Annotated in this window: 15 protein-coding genes; 2 read left to right on the forward strand and 13 right to left on the reverse strand. The window is 70.1% G+C overall.

The window, feature by feature from the left end:
* Positions 1–233 precede the first annotated feature (233 nt).
* From HNR30_RS41860 to proS, 3 genes are all read right to left on the reverse strand, one after another.
* Complete coding sequence (locus tag HNR30_RS41860) at positions 234–2,150, reverse strand: glycosyl hydrolase family 18 protein (RefSeq protein WP_181615771.1); 1,917 nt, start codon at positions 2,148–2,150, stop codon at positions 234–236.
* 81 nt (positions 2,151–2,231) lie between these two features.
* A complete protein-coding gene (locus tag HNR30_RS41865; protein ID WP_181615772.1) occupies positions 2,232–3,446 on the reverse strand; it encodes a threonine/serine exporter family protein in 1,215 nt (404 codons plus the stop codon).
* A 212-nt stretch (positions 3,447–3,658) separates the two neighbouring features.
* Positions 3,659–5,071 (reverse strand): proline--tRNA ligase, encoded by a 1,413-nt coding sequence (gene proS / locus HNR30_RS41870; protein ID WP_181615773.1) that lies wholly within the window; start codon positions 5,069–5,071, stop codon positions 3,659–3,661.
* A gap of 147 nt (positions 5,072–5,218) precedes the next feature.
* Here proS and HNR30_RS41875 point away from each other — a divergent pair, with 147 nt between their 5' ends.
* Complete coding sequence (locus HNR30_RS41875) at positions 5,219–7,072, forward strand: elongation factor G (RefSeq protein ID WP_181615774.1); 1,854 nt, start codon at positions 5,219–5,221, stop codon at positions 7,070–7,072.
* 3 nt (positions 7,073–7,075) lie between these two features.
* Here the strand turns inward: HNR30_RS41875 and HNR30_RS41880 are convergent, their stop codons facing one another.
* From HNR30_RS41880 to HNR30_RS41925, 10 genes are all read right to left on the reverse strand, one after another.
* Complete coding sequence (locus HNR30_RS41880) at positions 7,076–8,128, reverse strand: YhaZ family DNA alkylation repair protein (protein WP_181615775.1); 1,053 nt, start codon at positions 8,126–8,128, stop codon at positions 7,076–7,078.
* A gap of 31 nt (positions 8,129–8,159) precedes the next feature.
* Positions 8,160–8,774: a GNAT family N-acetyltransferase gene (locus HNR30_RS41885; RefSeq protein ID WP_181615776.1), complete on the reverse strand. Its 615-nt coding sequence runs from the start codon at positions 8,772–8,774 to the stop codon at positions 8,160–8,162.
* An 11-nt stretch (positions 8,775–8,785) separates the two neighbouring features.
* A complete protein-coding gene (locus tag HNR30_RS41890) occupies positions 8,786–9,955 on the reverse strand; it encodes an ABC transporter permease (protein ID WP_181615777.1) in 1,170 nt (389 codons plus the stop codon).
* Positions 9,955–10,620, reverse strand: a complete 666-nt coding sequence (locus HNR30_RS41895) for an ABC transporter ATP-binding protein (RefSeq protein WP_181615778.1) — start codon at positions 10,618–10,620, stop codon at positions 9,955–9,957. The genes HNR30_RS41890 and HNR30_RS41895 overlap by 1 nt, the downstream gene beginning before the upstream one ends.
* A complete protein-coding gene (locus HNR30_RS41900; RefSeq protein WP_181615779.1) occupies positions 10,613–12,229 on the reverse strand; it encodes a peptidoglycan-binding protein in 1,617 nt (538 codons plus the stop codon). The genes HNR30_RS41895 and HNR30_RS41900 overlap by 8 nt, the downstream gene beginning before the upstream one ends.
* A complete protein-coding gene (locus tag HNR30_RS41905; RefSeq protein ID WP_181615780.1) occupies positions 12,226–13,089 on the reverse strand; it encodes a hypothetical protein in 864 nt (287 codons plus the stop codon). The genes HNR30_RS41900 and HNR30_RS41905 overlap by 4 nt, the downstream gene beginning before the upstream one ends.
* Before the next feature lie 52 nt (positions 13,090–13,141).
* A complete protein-coding gene (locus HNR30_RS41910) occupies positions 13,142–13,375 on the reverse strand; it encodes a hypothetical protein (RefSeq protein ID WP_181615781.1) in 234 nt (77 codons plus the stop codon).
* A gap of 293 nt (positions 13,376–13,668) precedes the next feature.
* Positions 13,669–14,856 carry an MFS transporter gene (locus HNR30_RS41915; RefSeq protein WP_181615782.1) on the reverse strand — a complete coding sequence of 396 codons (1,188 nt, stop codon included), beginning with the start codon at positions 14,854–14,856 and terminating at the stop codon, positions 13,669–13,671.
* A gap of 119 nt (positions 14,857–14,975) precedes the next feature.
* Positions 14,976–15,317, reverse strand: a complete 342-nt coding sequence (locus HNR30_RS50715) for a ClpX C4-type zinc finger protein (protein WP_181615783.1) — start codon at positions 15,315–15,317, stop codon at positions 14,976–14,978.
* Entirely contained in the window at positions 15,310–15,639 is a 330-nt protein-coding gene (locus tag HNR30_RS41925; protein WP_181615784.1) for a hypothetical protein, read from the reverse strand. Before HNR30_RS41925 ends, HNR30_RS50715 begins: the two co-directional genes overlap by 8 nt.
* 246 nt (positions 15,640–15,885) lie before the next feature.
* Here HNR30_RS41925 and HNR30_RS41930 point away from each other — a divergent pair, with 246 nt between their 5' ends.
* Positions 15,886–17,694 carry a glycosyltransferase family 2 protein gene (locus HNR30_RS41930; protein ID WP_181615785.1) on the forward strand — a complete coding sequence of 603 codons (1,809 nt, stop codon included), beginning with the start codon at positions 15,886–15,888 and terminating at the stop codon, positions 17,692–17,694.
* Positions 17,695–17,735: the final 41 nt, after the last annotated feature.

Raw genomic sequence — 17,735 nt, forward strand, 5'->3', positions numbered from 1 at the left:
ACTTTCGAGACGGGGGATGGCTAGTTCCATTCGAGGCTGGGTGCGCCCCAGTCGACACTCGGCGTGCCCCACACGTAGGCCCGGTTCATACGGGTCTCCTCTCGTCGTTGGATGATCTCGACGGTATGAGCAGCCCGTATAGAGACCCCGAGCCCGGACGTATAGGCGGGCGCATAAACGAAGAACGAGCGCGGCTCCCGAAGGAACCGCGCCCGCTCGGACGAGTCGAACCCTTAGGCGAGGCCCGCCTTCATGGCGTTGATGAGCTCTCCGTTGGTCGTGTCACCTGACAGCTCCCAGAAGAACGCACCACCGAGTCCCTGCTGCTTGGAGTACCCCATCTTCCCTCCGATGGTCGAGGGGGTGTCGTAGCTCCACCACTGGTTGCCGCAGTGGGCGTAAGCCGTACCGGCGATCGTCCCGGTGGCCGGGCAGCGGGTCTTGAGGACCTTGTAGTCCTCGTTGCCCTGCTCGTAGGTGCCGGGCGCGGGGCCGGTGGCGGTGCCGCCGGGGGCGGACTGGGTGACGCCCTGCCAGCCGCGGCCGTAGAAGCCGATGCCGAGCAGCAGCTTGCTGGACGGTACGCCCTTCGACTTGAGCTTCTGGATGGCGTTGTCCGAGTAGAAGCCCGGGGTCGGGATGCCGGCGTAGTTGGTCAGGGGCGAGTGCGGGGCGGTCGGGCCCTGGGCGGCCCAGGCGCCGAAGAAGTCGTAGGTCATGACGTTGTACCAGTCGATGTACTGCGCGGCGCCTCCGTAGTCGGCGGCGTCGATCTTGCCGCCGTTGTTGCCGTCGGCGGTGATGGCGGCGGTGACCAGGTTGCTGGAGCCGAAGCGGGTGCGCAGCGCCTGCATCAGGTTCTTGAAGGCGGCCGGGCCGCTGGTGTCACAGGTCAGGCCGCAGGCGTTCGGGTACTCCCAGTCGATGTCGATGCCGTCGAAGACGTCGGCCCAGCGCGGGTCCTCGACCAGGTTGTAGCAGGACTCGGCGAAGGCGGCCGGGTTCTGTGCGGCCTGGCCGAAGCCGCCGGACCAGGTCCAGCCGCCGAAGGAGAAGAGGATCTTGATGTTGGGGTACTTGGCCTTGAGCTTGCGCAGCTGGTTGAAGTTGCCGCGCAGCGGCTGGTCCCAGGTGTCGGCGACGCCGTCGACGCTCTGGTCGGCGGTGTAGGCCTTCTCGTAGTCGGCGTAGGAGTCGCCGATGGTGCAGCGGCCGCCCTGGACGTTGCCGAAGGCGTAGTTGATGTGGGTCAGCTTGCTGGCCGAGCCGCTGGTGTCGATGTTCTTGACGTGGTAGTTGCGCCCGTAGACGCCCCACTGCACGAAGTAGCCGAGCAGCTTGTTGCCGCCGCCGGTGCAGCCGGCGGTGGTGCCGCTGACGGGGGCGCTGGCGGCCGACTCGCCGACGGAGTTGTAGGCCTTGATCGTGTAGGTCTTGGAGGTGCAGGCGGCCAGGCCGGAGACGGTGGCGCTGGTGCCGGTCACCTGGGCGCGCTGGGTGCTGCCCTCGTAGACGCGGTAGCCGGTGACGGTGCCGCTGGAGGCGCCCCACGACAGGGAGATCGAGGTGTTGGTGACGCCGCTGACCGACGGCGAGCCGGGCTGGCCGGGTGCGCCGTTGCCCTGCTGGGTGGAGGCGTTCAGCGGGCTGGACTGTGCCGACCAGTTGCCCGCGGCGTCGCGTGCCCGGACGGTGTAGGTGTAGCTGGTCCCGGCCGCCAGGCCGGTGTCGTTGTAGGTGGTCCCGGTGACGGTGGCCACCACGGTGCCGCCGCGGGACAGCTCGTACCCGGTGACCTGGACGTTGTCGGTCGAGGCGTTCCAGGCCAGCGCGATGCTGCTGGTGCTGTTGCCGGTGGTGCGCAGGTTGCCCGGCACGGTGGGCGCCTGCGTGTCACCTCCGCCGCCGCCACCCGCACGCCACAGGGCCGGGACGTTCGGCGGCTCCCAGCCGGGCAGGGAGGTGTGGCCCTGGATGGCGGTGTAGTCGACTCCGTTGTAGGAGACGACCGCGCCGGTCGCATACGTGGTGTACGGCGCCCACGCGGGGGCTGCCATCTGCACGGCGCTCATGGCGCTGGGCGCGATGGCGACGGAGGTTCCCAGGGGTAACAGGACGGCCCCGAGGACGGCGATCAACTGTCGTTTCATGTTCTGCTCCGGCTGAAGGGGGTGGGAGCAAGGAAACTATTAGGAAAGTTTCCTTTATATTTAGCCGGAAAGTATCCCGACTCACCGGGGCAAGTCAAGGGCCCCCTGGCGGACCAGCAGGAAACCCGCGAGCAGTGCCAGGGCGACCGTCGGCACGATCAGCAGGAAGCTGAACAGGTCCTGCGCCCCCACGATCGGATGCCCGCCGATCAACGCCGTGACCCCGCGCAGCCCGAGACTGCCGACGGTCAGCGTGAAGAAGCCGCCGACCACCAGCTCCAGCCGCGGAGGAAGGGCGGGCGATCGTGCCAGCAGCGTCGCGGCGGCGCCCAGGGCCGCGCCGGCCACGAGGGTGCCGACGAGCTCGCCGCCGAGCTTGGCGAAGCCGGCGTACAGCAGGTAGGTGCCCATCGTGAGCGCGGCCATGATCGGGACGTTGCGCAGGCTCGCGTTGAAGGTCAGCGCCAGGCCGACGGTGAACGGGATCCAGGCCAGCACGATGAACCAGAACGGCAGGGTCCCTGGCTGGGACGCCTCGAAGAGCGCCTGCCGTCCGGCCCCGGTGGCCTGTGCGGCCAGCTCCACGCCGATGATGATCTGGACGAGGATGAAGCTCGCCCACACCAGCCGGGTGGCGCCGGCCGAGATGCGGCCCACGGCCAGTTCCGCGGAGGCGGCCGACAGGTAGTCGCCGGGGATCACGATGAACAGCGCGGGCAGCATCAGCATCACAGGGCCGGTCGCGTAGGCGGCCTCGGCGAACACCGTGAGCGTGAGGCAGCCGACCACGAACGAGCCGATGAGCGGCAGTAGCGGCTCCCATCGGCGGCCGGTGAAGGCGACGAAGAGCACCCCCATGACCGCCCCGAGCGCCACCGTGGTCAGCAGCTCCGTCCAGGTCGGCACGAGGCTCGGGGCGAAGCATGCGGTGAAGAGGACGACGCCGACGATCCTCAGCCACCAGGGGTAGAGCGGGGGCGCGGCGAGAATCGTGTCGAGCCGCCGCCTGGCCTCTGCGAGGGACAGGCCCGCGTGCATCTCGGTGACGAGTTGCTTGGCCTGTTCCAGGCGTCTGAGCGACAGGCCGGGCATGGTCTCGATGACGTCGACGGTGCTGGTGGTGCCGTCGTCGATGCGCAGGATGAGCTGGTCGGGCAGGACGAGCAGGTCGGCGTCGAGGCCGTGGGCCGCGCCGACCCGCCTGACCGATTCGCGCACGACGAAGACGCCCTCGGCGCTGCCCGCCAGCAGCAGCCTGGCCACGTCGGTGAGCAGTGCCCGCGCGTCATCCTTCATGGCCTGTGCTTACCCATAGTGATCGAATTGTCACTATAGGGGAGTCCGATAGAATACGATCAATCTCGGGAGGCATCATGCAGAAGAAGTTCAGCATCGGCCAGGCGATCCTGCTGTTGCTCCTCATGGTGTTCGCGGTCATCTGTGTCGTCATGACCGCTAACGGCACCTTGCCCAGCTTCCTCATGTGAAGCCGGGAAAGGCGCCCGCGTTCAGTAGGCCCGCCCGAAAATCACCCGCTTGCCGTACGCCGACGGCTGGTCGCAGCGCACGCACGTGCCGCTCTCCTCGGGACCGGCCAGGGGGATGCAGCGCGGCGTCGCCGCCGTCTCCGTCTTGATGACGTCTTCGCACGACGGCCGCCCGCAGTGCAGCGCGAGTGCCCAGCCCGTCGAGACGGCCGCGGCGAAGGCCTCCCACGTGCCGACCGTGATCGTGTGCTCGTCGCGGAACCCGGTGGCCCGCCGGAGCAGGAGCTCCTGGAACTCCTCCAGGATCACGGGCAGCGCCGACGGGAGCGAGTCGAGCGGCACGCTCTCCTTCGCGTCGGACAGGCGGCGGGCCAGGACCGCCGTGCCCGACTCCAGGTCGCGCGGTCCCACCTCCAGTCGGATCGGCACGCCGCGCAGCTCCCACTCGTTGAACCTGAATCCGGGCGACAGCTGCGGCCGGTCGTCGACGTGGACGCGCACGCCGGCCGCGCGCAGCCGTACGGCCAGCTCGTGGCAGGCGGGCGCGGTGTCGCGGATCGGGACGATCACGACCTGGTACGGCGCGAGCCTGGGCGGCAGCACCAGCCCCTTGTCGTCGCCGTGCGTCATGATCACCGCGCCGATCATGCGGGTCGTCATGCCCCACGACGTGGTGTGGCAGAGCTGCCGCTGCCCCGAGGCCGCCGTGTAGCCGATGTCGAAGGCGCGGGCGAAGTTGGCGCCCATGTAGTGGGAGGTGCCGCACTGCAGCGCCTTGCCGTCGCGCATCATGCCCTCGATCGTGTACGTGCGCACGGCTCCGGCGAAGCGCTCGCCGGGGGTCTTCTCGCCGGCCACGACGGGAATGGCCGCGATGTCGCGGGCGACCTCCTCGTACAACCCGAGCGCGAGCATGGTCTCGCGCATCGCGTCGGCCTCGTCGGCGTGCGCGGTGTGGCCCTCCTGCCAGAGGAACTCGGTCGTGCGCAGGAACATGCGCGGGCGCATCTCCCAGCGCACCACGTTGGCCCACTGGTTGAGCAGCAGGGGTAGGTCGCGGTGGGAGGAGATCCACTTGGCCATCATCTCGCCGATGATGGTCTCGGAGGTGGGCCGCACGACGAGGGGCTCCTCCAGCTCCTTGCCGCCCGCGTGGGTGACGACGGCCAGCTCGGGGGCGAAGCCCTCGACATGCTCGGCCTCGCGCTGCAGGTAGCTCTCGGGGATCAGCAGCGGGAAGTAGGCGTTCTCGTGCCCGGTGTCCTTGATGCGGCGGTCGAGCTCGGCCTGCAGCAGCTCCCAGAGGCGGTAGCCGTACGGTCGGATGACCATGGTGCCCTTGGCCGGGCCGCGGTCGACGAGCTGCGCCTTGGCGACCAGCTCGTTGTACCAGGCCGAGAAGTCCTCACTCTGGGGCGTCACACCACGGTTCATGCGGGCGAGGATAGCGAGCGGAAAACCGGTTGCCCTCGAATTATCGCTCTGCTCAACTGAACGGCGAGGAAAGGAGCACGGGCATGAGGCGCACGTCGATGCGAGAGACGCGACATTCATCCATCGACGACAAGGGCCTGACGCCTAGTGCAATCGCTGAATCTCGGGATCCTGGCGCATGTAGACGCCGGTAAGACCAGCCTGACCGAGCGGCTGCTGTTCGCCGCCGGTGTCATCGACTCCCTGGGGAGTGTCGATGACGGCAGCACCCAGACCGACTCCCTGGCGCTGGAGCGCCGTCGCGGCATCACCATCAAGTCCGCGGTCGCCTCCTTCGCCGTCGACGATCTCACCGTCAACCTGATCGACACCCCCGGTCACCCGGACTTCATCGCCGAGGTGGACCGGGTGCTCAGCGTGCTCGACGGGGCGGTGCTGGTCGTCTCCGCCGTGGAAGGGGTGCAGGCCCAGACCAGGGTGCTGATGCGCGCCCTGCGCCGCCTGCGCATCCCCACGATCGTCTTCGTCAACAAGATCGACCGCATGGGCGCTCGTGCGGACCTCGGCATCCCGGGCTCGGCGCCCGTGGGCCGGATCCGCGACGCGGGCACGCGGCGGGCGGCGTTCGTGCCGTACGGCCCCGCCGAGCTGACCGAGCTGCTGGCCGAGCACGACGACGAGGCCCTGGCCGCCTATCTCGACGGGCGTACGGTCACCCGCTCGCGGCAGGTCATGCCCGTCTTCTACGGCTCGGCGATCACCGGCGCGGGAGTGCAGGAGCTGATGCGCGGCATCAGGGCCTGGCTGCCCGCGGCGCAGGGCGACCCCGACGGCGCTGTCGAGGGCACCGTGTTCAAGATCGAGCGCGGAGCCGCAGGGGAGAAGATCGCCTACGTGCGGATGTTCTCCGGGACACTCCACGTGCGCGACCGGCTGCCGAGCGGGCGGAAGATCACCGCGGTGCAGGACGTCGTCGGCAAGGGCAGCTCGCTGCCCGCCGGTCACATCGGCAGGGTGTGGGGCCTCGACGACGCCAGGATCGGCGACCCGCTGGGAGCCGCCCGCACCACCGGACGCGTCTTCGCGCCGCCCACCCTGGAGACCGTCGTGGAGTCGCCCGACAAGGGCGCGCTCCAGGCGGCGCTGATCCAGCTCGCCGAGCAGGACCCGCTGATCAACCTCCGCCAGGACGACCTGCGCGGGGAGTTGTCGCTGTCGCTCTACGGCGAGGTGCAGAAGGAGGTCATCCAGGCGACCCTGGCCGACGACTTCGGCATCGAGGCGGGCTTCCGCGAGTCGACCACGCTCTGTGTCGAGCGGCCGCTGGGCAGCGGGGAGGCGGTGGAGTTCAACGGCAAGGACGGCAATCCCTTCCTGGCCACGGTCGGGCTCCGCGTCGAACCGGCCGAGCCGGGCGACGGTGTCACCTTCCGCCTCGGCGTCTCCCTGGGCGACATGCCGTACGCGTTCTTCAAGACGGTCGAGGACACCGTCCACGAGACCCTGCGCGAGGGGTTGCACGGCTGGCAGGTCGCCGACTGCGTCGTGACCATGACGCACTGCGGCTATTCGCCCAAGCAGAGCGCCATGCACGCCGGCTTCGACAAGAGCATGTCGAGCACCGGCGCCGACTTCCGGGGGCTGACGCCGCTGGTGCTGATGGAGGCGCTGAAGCGGGCGGGCACGCGGGTGCTGGAGCCGGTGCATCGTTTCCGGCTGGAGCTCCCGCCTGACACCCTGGGCGTGGTGCTCCCGGCGCTGGCCAAGCTGAGCGCCGTGCCGTACACCGCCGGGCCGGTCGTCGAGGGGGAGATCCCCGCCGGGCGTGTGCACACGCTGCAGCTGGAGCTGCCGACGCTCACCCGTGGCGAGGGGCTGCTGGAGAGCGACTTCGCGCGCTACGAGCCGGTCAAGGGGGCTCCCCCGGAGCGGCGCAGGACCGACCACAACCCGCTGGACCGCAAGGAGTATCTGCTCCACGTGATGAGGAGGGTCGGCTGAGGGTCATCGCTCCACCAGGACGAAGGGCGCGCTCGCCCGCACCTGGCCGTTGACGACGATCTCGAGCTCGCGGGGGCCGGGCGGCTCGGCCCTCGTGGTGACCGGACGGAAGGAGTGGAACCTGGCCACGGTGAACAGCTCACCCGCCGCCGTGGCCACCCGCTCGCCCAGGTGGAAGACGCGGCGCGAGCCGTCGCGGCGCACGGCGTAGCGCAGGACCAGCGGGCCGGGCCCGTCGGCACGGAGCGTGACGGTGAAGGGCAGCTTGTCGCCCACGGCCACGATCTCGTCGACGGTCAGCGACTCGACGCGCCCGGTGCCCGGCGCCGCCCCGACCAGGGCCAGGGCGCCGGGATGGCCGGAACGCAGCAGCCCGCGAAGCGCGTGGCGCAACACCCGCTCGACGTGTGAGCCGCCTTCGGAACGCCAGCGCCCGAGCAGGTCGAGGGCGGCCTCGGGATGGTCCTTGGTCAGGTCGTTGACGTGGTTGGCGACCGACCGGCGGACATACTCGCTCGGATCGTCGCGCAGCAGGTCGAGAATCGGATACGTGGGCCCTGGGGCCATGAGCCATCGCACCCGCGTGGCCCACGGCAGCCGCGCCCGCGTGCCCTCGGAGGCCAGGCGGCGCAGGTGCTCGTCGGGCGAGCTCGCCCAGCCGCGCATGACCTCGAGCGCGGCCTCGCCGTAGCGCTCCAGATAGGGACGGACGGCGAACTCGCCGCTGGAGTAGGGGGTCAGGACCGCCAGGGTCCGCATGGCCTCGTCGAGGTGGTCGAGCCCGCGGGCGGCGACGTAGTCGGTGACGGGCCAGCCGCTCCACATGTCGAGCCGGCCCGCGACGGAGCGCAGCAGCGGGGCCGCCGAAGGGAAGGGCATCGGCAGCGACTCGTGGAGCGCCTCGGCCACCCGCCTGATGCGCTCCTTCAGCTCCAGCTCCGACAGAGCGGACTCGACGAAACGTTCGTGCGGGAAATCCGGCCACGCGGCCGCCAGCCCGTCGGCCAGGACGGTCACGGACCGGCGGTTGATCATCTCTTTCAGGGGCTGCGCCACGCACCGAAGGGTGCCACACGGCACCGACAGTTCAGCGTCCGAGCCGTTCCAGCAGCCGCGCCCTGACCTGCGGCCACTCGGCGTCGGTGATCGAGAAGATCGCGGAGTCGCGGTAGCGCCCGTCCTCGCCCGGCGCCCACGACCGCGACCAGTTGCGCAGCACGCCCTCGAACGTCGCCCCCGCCTTCGCGATGGCGGCCCGCGAACGCTGGTTGCGCGCGTCGGTCTTCAGATCGACGCGCACCACCTTCCACTCCTCGAAGGCATGGCCGAACAGCAGCAGCTTGGACTCGGTGTTGAACCCGGTGCCCTGGACGTCGCCCGCCAGCCACGTGAAGCCGACCTCGATGGCCGACAGCGTGTCCTCGTCGAGCCAGAAGCGCGGCTCCCAGTAGGACGTGACGCCCACGGCCCGGCCGGTGGAGCGGTCGATCTGGGCGAAGGGGGCGAGCCTGCCTGTCGCCGCCATGGCGAGCAGCCGGTCCAGGTACGGCTCGACCTCGTCCGCGCGAGGCACCATCGTGAAGGCGTACGAGCCGCGGTCCACCTCGGCCGCCACGGCCAGGTCGGGGGCGTGGCGGCGGTCGAGGGGCTCCAGGCGCACCCGGGCGCCTTCCAAGGTGGGCGCGTAGAGCTTGAAGGTCACCCCCGCAGTATTCACCGCAGCGCCTCGACTGGCTCCATGCGGGCCGCCCGCAGTGCCGGATACAGACCCGCCAGCAGCCCCACGAGCGCCCCCGCGAGCGGCGAGACGAGGGCCAGCCGCAGGTCGAGGACGGGCGTCCAGGTCTTGACCGCCGAGACCGCCACGACCACGCCGATGCCCAGACAGGCTCCGACGATCCCGCCGATCAGGCCGATGAAGCCCGATTCCGTGAGGAACTGGTAGGCGATGTGCCGCCGTCCCGCGCCGAGCGCGCGGCGCAGGCCGATCTCGTTGATGCGCTCCATCACGGTGACCAGGGTGACATTGGCGATGCCGACCGCGCCCACGACCAGCGAGACCAGCCCGAGGATGAGGAAGAGCCCGTTGACGTCCTCCTGCACCCCGTCCTTGGCCCTCGTCGGCGAGGGCGGCGCGATGACCCTCAGCTCGCCGGCGCCGCCGCGCGGGTCGAGCATGAGGGGCGCCTGGCGGGCGATCAGCTCGGCCGCGCCGAGCCTGGTGGAGATCAGCACCCGGGTGACCGAGCGCAGGCCGAACTCGGGGCCGAGCGCGGGCGGGATCAGCACCGCCGTGGCCAGCGACGTCTCGCGCTGGAAGCCGCCGAGGATGCCGAGCACGGTGTAGGCCCGGCCGGCGATGAAGACCGCCGGCGCGTGCCGTACGTCGGTGATGCCGAGCATCTGGGCGGCGTCGGCTCCCAGGACGACGACCCGGTCACGGCGGGCGGAGTGGCCGCCGTCGTAGAACCGGCCCGACAGGATCCGCCCTTTGACGGTCCTGGGCAGGTCGGGTCCCGCGGCGACGACCGCGAGGGTCTGGCCGGAGACCCGCGTGGGGTCGATGACGGCGTTGGCGGTCACGCTCTGGTTGGAGCTCTTCTCCGACTGCGCCAGCGCGGTCGCCGATTCGACGCCGTTCAGGCGGGCGAGCCCGGCGACGTCGTTCCAGCCGACGCGGTCCTCGGGGGTCTCGACGATCACCGACGTGGCCGTCAGGGCGTCGAACCGGCCCACGATCTGGTTGCCGGCGGTCGCGGCGATGCCCAGGGTGATCACCAGGGTGCCGATGCCGAGGACGGTGCCGAGCGTCGTCAGCGCCGAGCGCACGGGCCTGGCCAGCATGCCCGCCAGCGCCTCCTCCCACAGGTCGCGCGGGCCCATCACTCCTCCACCAGGGCGCCGTCGGCGATCCTGACGCGCCGCGCCGCACGCGAGCTGACCTCGTCCTCGTGGGTGATCACCAGGATGGTCAGCCCTTCGGCACGCAGCGAGTCGAACAGCTCCAGCACCGCGCCGGTGTTGCGGCTGTCGAGGTTGCCGGTGGGCTCGTCGCACAGCAGCAGCGAGGGCTCGCCCATCAGCGCCCGCGCGATGGCGACGCGTTGCCGCTCGCCGCCCGACAGCGTGGCGGGGGAGAAGTCGGTCCTGTGCGTCATCCCGACGCGCCGAAGCGCCTGTACGGCACGCTCGCGCCGCCCGGAGCGCGAGCGCCTGCCGTACACCTCGGCGAGCATGACGTTCTCCGCGACCGTCCGGTGCGCCAGCAGGTGGAACGACTGGAACACGAACCCGATGCGCCTGCCGCGCAGCCTGGTCCTGTCGCCGTCCTTCAGCGACGCGGTCTCCACGCCGTCGAGCAGGTAGGAGCCGGAGGTGGGCCGGTCGAGCAGCCCGAGGATGTTGAGCAGGGTCGACTTGCCGGAGCCGGACGGCCCCACGATCGCCATGTAGTCGCCTGCCTCGACGCGCATCGACACCGACGCGAGCGCCATGACGGGCCCGAACGAGCGATGGACCTCGTCGAGCGCGATGACCGGTTCACCCATGGCCGACCACCACCAGGTCGCCCTCGTCGAGCGCGCCGCCGACCTCGACCTCGCCGTCGGCGGCCAGGCCGGTGCGCACCTCGACCTCCTCGACCTTGCCCGGCGAGCGCTGCACACGGACGCGTGCCTTGCCGTCGGCGCCGGTGATGATGGCCGCGACCGGCACGGTCAGGACCTCGCCGTCGGTGGCGCCCACCGAGATCCGTACGGTGACCTGCGATCCCACCAATCTGGCCAGGGCCTTCGACGCGTCGGGCGTCAGCACCACGGACTTGCCGATCGAGGTGAGCCTGGCGGGGAAGGTGCGGCCGTCGGACGTCTCCATGACCGCCTTGGCGCCCTTGCGCAGCAGCGCGGCCTCCTTGTCCTCCACGACGCCGGTCACGGCGTACCCGGAGCTGGTCACGGTGCCGGCCTTGTCGGCCAGGACCGCCCCGGCCTGCGCGATGACCTTCTCCAGCCGGGCGGGCAGGTCGGGCAGGAAGACGATCTCTCCCGCCGGCACGCTGACGCCGTACGTCTTCAGGTAGTCGGCCAGGATGGCGCGGGCGGAGGCCAGGTTGGCCCGGCCGTTGGAGACCTTCCTCGCCAGCGGCGACAGCTGCCTGGCCTGGCGCAACGCCTGCTCGGCCGAGACCATCGCCTCCTGGGCGGCGCCGACGGCGGCGCGCAGCTCCTCCAGGCGCTTGTCCCTGGCCGCCGCAGCCTGCTCCAGGAAGGAGGAGACGGCGTCCCTGGCGTCGTCGAGGTCGCGCCGGGCGTTGTCGAGCTTGAGCTGCAGCGCCGGAGTGCTTCCCGCGGCGAGCGCGGCCTCGGCCTCCAGCACCGCCTGCTCGGCGGAGCGTACGGCACGCTCCAGGTCGCGCAGCATGGTCTCGTCCTCCGGCGTGGTCTGCTGCTCCTCGGCCCGTTCGAGGTTGCCCTCGGCGACCGCGAGCGCCTGGCGCGCGTTGTCGAGCTTGAGCTTGAGCGGCAGCACGTCGCGCCCGTTGGCCAGGGCCCTGCGGTCGGTCAGCAGGGTCTCCTCGGCGCTCTGCACGGCCTGCTTGAGCTGCTGCGCCTGCTGCTTGGCCGCCAGGTCGGGCTCCTGGGCGCGGTAGCCGAGCTTGCCGTACCAGCGTTCGACCGCCGCGATCGTGGACGCGTCGAAGACGCCCGTGACCGGGACGGCGTGCCCGAGCCGCCGCAGTGCCTGCTGCAGCTGCCGTACGTCCTTGCCGGAGGTGCCGGGGGTGAGCGCCCGGTACATCGGCTCCTTGCCCTTCAGGACCACGACCGGCCGGCCGTTGACCTCCATCACCAGCTCGCCCTCGGTGAGCTTGCCGCGTCTGGGCGCCTTGGTCACCCGCTGGATCCCGGGGGCGCCGCCGACGACGCCTGCCAGCGTGAGCGGGGTCGGCGAGCCGTACGAGAGCTCGCCGTTGACGGTGACCGTGCTGACCAGCTTCTTCCTGCGGACCTCCGCCGTGATCGGCGACGGGTCGGGGGCCTTGCGTGAGGCGAGTTCGTCGGCGGGGGAGCGCAGCTTCGAGCCCACCGCCCAGCCGGCGCCCGCGATGACGAGCACGCCCGCCACCACGAGTGCCAGCAGCCGCCTGGAACGCCTCATTCGCGCACGTCCACGCCGTACTCGCCCTTCACCCTCGTCTGCAGCGCCAGCGACTTGGGCTGGTACTCGGCGTAGAAGGCCCTCCCGCACTCCAGGTCGTCGAGGGCGGCCTTGATCTCCTTGTCGAGGAGCGGCTTGGCCTGCTCGGGAGTGATCTCGAGGGCCATCACCTTGCCCATGCCCTTGCCGCCGCCCATCTCCTTCTGGAACTTCGACATCTCCTTGCCGAACTCGTCGCGCCCGCGCTTGGCGACGGCGACGGGCTGGGCGGAGTCGACGCGGTAGCCCTTGTCCTTCAGGCAGGCGGCCGTGGCCGCCGCCAGTTCCACGAGCCTGGCGTCGCCGTTGAGCTCGCGGTTCCTGAGCTCCTCCATGGCCTTCATCGTCTTCTCGTAGTGGTCGAACACCCCCTTGACCTCCTTGCCGAGCACCTGCTTGACGGCCTGGCCGTAGCAGGACTCGGCGGCGTCCTGGTAGGCCATGCGCTGCTTCTCGGAGAGCTTCTGCATGACCTTGTGGTTGGGGTCGGGTGAGTCCTCGCCGATGCTGCGGGCCTTGGCGCCGAACATGCCGGGGTGCACGATCATGGAGAAGACGCCGAAGCCGTACTTCTCGCGGTAGGTCTTCATCAGGGCGTAGTCGCCGCTGCGTCCCTTGACGACCTCCGGGTCCTCGGTGGGCTCCGGCCAGACGAACGCGGTGTAGGTGAAGCCCTTCCGCTTCATGCAGTCGGCCTTCGCCGCCTCGACGCGCTGCTGCTGGACCTTGGGGTCGACGGTGGGTGAGGGCTGGGCCTCGGGAGTGGTGGCGGCGCATCCGGCGACCGCGGCCATCACGAAGAGAGCGATAACTCGGGACATGGCCGACAAGAGTGGAGTGAGCTCCCTGAAGCCACCCTGAAGAGACCTGGAGTCAGCCGCCGAGGATGCGCGGGGTGATGCGCCCGTGGTCGATGAAGGCCAGATAGGTGGCGAACGCCCCGAGGACCCACATCTCGACCTGCTCGCAGGTCATCATCATGCTGTCGCCGTCGTGCAGGACGACCTCGTAGCCGTCGGGCCGCTCGAGACTCCAGGCGAGCAGGACGTTCTCGTAGACGAGCACGTCGAGCATGGCCGCGAGGTTCTCGTGCTCCAGGCAGGACATGACCGGGCTCCCGCTGAGTCGGCGTGGATCCCTCGCCGCCCTCATTCTGCCTCACCAACCCTATGGCCGGGTTCGTATGCCTATGCGAACCATCGGACGGCCCCTGATCCCCCTGCTCCGGCTCCCCGAGGTGCGTCTCGGGGAGCCGGAGCCCGTCTCACTCGGCGGTTAGCCGCTCTGCCTCCTCATGCAACGCCAGGACCAGGAGCAACTCCAGCCGGAGGTCCTCCAGATCGGGCGTCGCGAGGCCGTCGATGACGTGCATGGTTGGGCCTCCCTGATCAAGTGACGCCTCAGGAGTCACAGAGGTTTACCGGCCGCCACGCGAAAATCGCGATGAGCGCCATCGTGGCGAACGCGATCCAGTACGGACCGGCCAGTCCGAACCAGCGCGCCAGGTACCCGCCGAGCGCGGTGCCCAGCGCGACGCCCGCCATGTCGGCCAGCCGGTAGGCCCCGCCGACCCGGCCCTGCAGCCGGTCGGGCACCGAGCGCTGCCAGGTGGTCGCGACCACGTTGCCCCACACCATGGCGTGCACGGCGAAGAGCGTCAGGATCGCCGCCGCCAGCCATCCGCTGGTCGTCACGGCCAGGACCAGGTGGGTGACGGTCTCGGCCAGCAGCCCGGCCCGCAGCAGCGTGCTCGTGCGGAAGCGGCCCTGCAGCCAGGGCGAGCATGCCGTACCGAGGAGCGCGCCCAGGGCGTAGGCGGTGAGCAGCAGGCCGTACTGGAAGGCTGACAGGCCCAGGTGCTCGGTGGCGTAGAGCACCTGGGTGGCGAAGGCGGCGGCGAACGGGACCTGCATGATCGCCATGGTGACGTTCAGGGTTCGCAGGGCCCGGTGACGCCACAGCCAGGCGATGCCCTCGCGGATCTCCCTCAGCAGCGGCTTGGGGTCACCCGGAGCCACCGAGTAGGGCCGCATCCAGAAGACGAGCAGGGCGGCGAGGAGCATGGTGGCCGCGTTGACCCCGAAGGGCAGCGCGGCGCCCAGGGTGAACAGCCAGGCCCCGAGGGGCTTGGCGACCCACATGTTGATGACGGTGAAGGTCGCGCCCAGCCTGGCGTTGGCGACCGGGAGCAGGTCGTGGTCGACGACGGCGACCAGCCGCCCCGCCGAGGCGGAGTCGGCGAAGACCTCGCCCACGCCCATCAGGAACAGGACGGCGTAGAGCAGCACGACCGTGACCGTGCCGGTGGCGACGGAGAGCGCCAGGGCGGCCAGGACCGCGGCCCGGCAGAGGTTGACGAGGATGAACAGCCGTTGACGGTCGACGCGGTCGGCGACCGCGCCGCCGACCAGGGCCAGCAACAGCCAGGGAAGCTGCTGCACGAGGCCCGCGCCGGCGACGAGGACGGGATCGGTGGTCAGGGTGGCGACGAGCAACGGGCCGGCGACGAGGTTGAGACCGTCGCCCAGGTTGGAGACAGCGCTGGCACCCCACAGCTTGTGGAATTCCGCGCCGATCTTGGCACGCAAAGGGAGAGCTCCTTGTGAAGGGCCGGATCTGGGGTCCGTGTGCCGCTTCCGGAGCTGGACTCAGAGGTGGTCTACAGCGCCGGAGCGGGACCCTTGGCCATACACATGAGCGCTCTCCTTCACTCGGATCTGAAGCGTTCCCAGGCCGATTGTCTCGTCATGCCGAGCGCGGAGCCAATCCTTTCCCAGCTGACGTTGCGCTCGCGCAGGGCCGCGACCCACTCGTGGAGGTTGTTGTCGATCTGGGACTGGACGGCCACGACCTTGGGAAGGTGGTCGAGGATTTGCTGGTCGGTCATCGACTCCCAGAGCGGGAGCTGGGCCTTGAGGTCGGCTTCGAGGATGTCGTTGCACAGGCCGACGCACTCGTTGCAGATGTAGACGCCGGGCCCGGCGATCAGCTTGAGGATGTCGTCCTTGGACTTCTGGCAGAAGGAACAGCGCAGTGTGAGGTCAGGCATGCCCTGACACTAGTCCGTCAGGTTGCTCCTGACAATCCCTGAGGAGCTCCTGCCTCTCCTGGTTGATGCGCCGGCAGAGGGTGATGTAGGCGTTGACGACGCGGCAGTAGGCCGCCCGCGCCTGCTCGTACTGTGAGGCGCACGTCATGATCCGCTCGACGTCGCCCTCCCGTTCGGCGTCGGCGAGCACCCGCTTGGCGTGCGTGACGATCTCCTCCGCTCGTTGCCGTGTCTTGCGGAGCAAGGCCGAGCACTCCTGAAGTTCCTTGAGTCGTGATGAGGAGACGATGAGCTCGGCAGCACGCACGAGATCAGATCTCATTCCGACACACCTCCCCGGTCAAGGTCGTCTGAGTGTAGACGCGCCATGCTCGCGGCCGGATCACGCCGGATGGCAGGGGGTACGGCACTGTTCCCTGCGGGTTGGTTCTCTCCTCCCGGGTGGTAGTTCAGCCGTCCTGAAGGGCGTTCTAGCAAAAGCCAGCGTCGGGGCAGGGTCTCGTCACATACTGAAATCAGATGGAAGCACATAGTGACGGGGCGTGCTGTGTCTGAATACCGGGGAGATGTGGATGACGGGGTCGATGTCAGTGTGGTCATCCCCGCCCACGACTGCCGGGCGTACCTGGACCGAAGCCTGACCTCGGCCCTCGTCCAGCGGGTCAAGAAGGAGATCGTCGTCGTCGACGACGGGTCCACCGACGGCACGGCCGAACTGCTGGACCTGTACGCGACCTACCACAGGGGCGTGGTCAAGGTCGTGCACCAGGAGCACTCGGGCAGTCCGGGAGGACCGCGCAACGTCGGGCTGCGTCACGCCACCGGCCGCTACGTCTTCTTCTGCGACGCCGACGACTACCTCGGCGACGAGGCACTGGAGCGCATGGTCGCGATGGCCGACCGCAACGGCTCCGACATCGTGCTGGGCAAGGTCGTGGGGCACGGCCGCCGCGCCCCCGCCTCGATGTTCCGCCGCAACGCCGAGCGGGTGAGCCTGCTCGACAGCTCGGTCTACAACAGTCTGAGCTGCTACAAGCTCTTCCGTCGTGACCTGATCGAGCGCCACGACATCCGCTTCGACGAGAAGCTGCTGGTCGGCGAGGACATGCTGTTCACCGTCCACGCCTACTGCCACGCCGAGACGATCTCGGTGGTCGCCGACTACGACTGCTACCACCTGATGGCCAGGCCCGACGGCACCAGCATCATGCAGCGTGAGGGCAGCCGCGACCCGATCGCCTGGCTCGCCATGGTCCGCGGCCCGATCGAGCTCATGGCCGCGCACGTGCCGCCGGGGCCGCTGCGCGACCACCTGTTGAGGCGGCACTTCAAGCTCGACGCCTTCGCCCAGCTCGGCGAGGCCTTCCTGGCCGCGGGCGAGGTGCGGCGCAAGGACATCGCGGCCGAGGTGGCGGCGTTGTGCGACGAGTGGCTCACGCCGGGCGTGCGCGCGATGCTCGGCTCCACCGACGCCCAGCGCCTGGCCTCGCTCGGCGACATCGAGCGGCTGGTGCGGCTGGCCGACATCGAGGCGGCCACCGTGCACCGCCGGCTGACCGGTGTGCGCTGGGAGGGCGAGCGCCTGGTCGTCACGGGTACGGCCGCGCTGGGCGGTGCGTGCAGCGGAGCCGAGCACGACGGGGTCGCCCTGGTGCTGCGTGCGCGCAACGAGCCCGCGGTGGAGCTGGTGCTGCCGGCCGAGCACGACGGCGATGGCCGCTTCGTGGCCAGGATCAACCCCGCGGAGCTGCCCTCGGGCGTGTGGGACATCAACGTCGCCGTGGAGCTGGAAGGTGTGCTCAGGCAGGCCCGCCTCGGCGCGCTGCGCGAGCGTGACCTGATCTGCCCGACGCCCAGGCTGGTCGGCGACGTGGTGACGCTGCCCTACTTCACCAGGGTCGGCGGCAACCTCAGCATCGACGTGGGCGGCCACGTGCTCAGCGTGCCGGGCAGCGCCCGGATCACCAGGACCCGCTGGGCCTTCGGCCACCGGCTGGTGCTCGACGGCCAGATCACCGTCACCGGCGCGGCCCCGGCGGCCTCGGCCGTGCGCGGGCTGGTGTGGCGCGAGCGCAGCAGCGGCACCGAGCGGGTCGATCGGGTGACCGGCCTGCCGGGTGGCGGCTTCGCGGCGCGGCCGGCCATCGGGCGGCTGGCGCCCGGCACCTGGGACGCCTACCTCGAACTGGAGCTGGGCGGCCCGCCCGCGCGCTTCCGCATCGAGACGGTGCCGCAGCACGTCGCGCGGCCGCGACGGTGGTGGCACGGTGCCGTGCTGCGCAGCGTCAGACCCTACGCGACCTCGGGGAAGGGCCGGCTGAGCACGGTCGTGCGCGCGCTCACGCCCCGCACGATCATCAGGCGGATTCTGGCCTAATTGCCATCCATTTGCAGGTGCAAGACGATGTCCTAATGTAA

It is taken from the genome of Nonomuraea soli (genome assembly GCF_013761175.1).
GTDB classification, from domain to species: Bacteria; Actinomycetota; Actinomycetes; order Streptosporangiales; family Streptosporangiaceae; genus Nonomuraea; species Nonomuraea soli.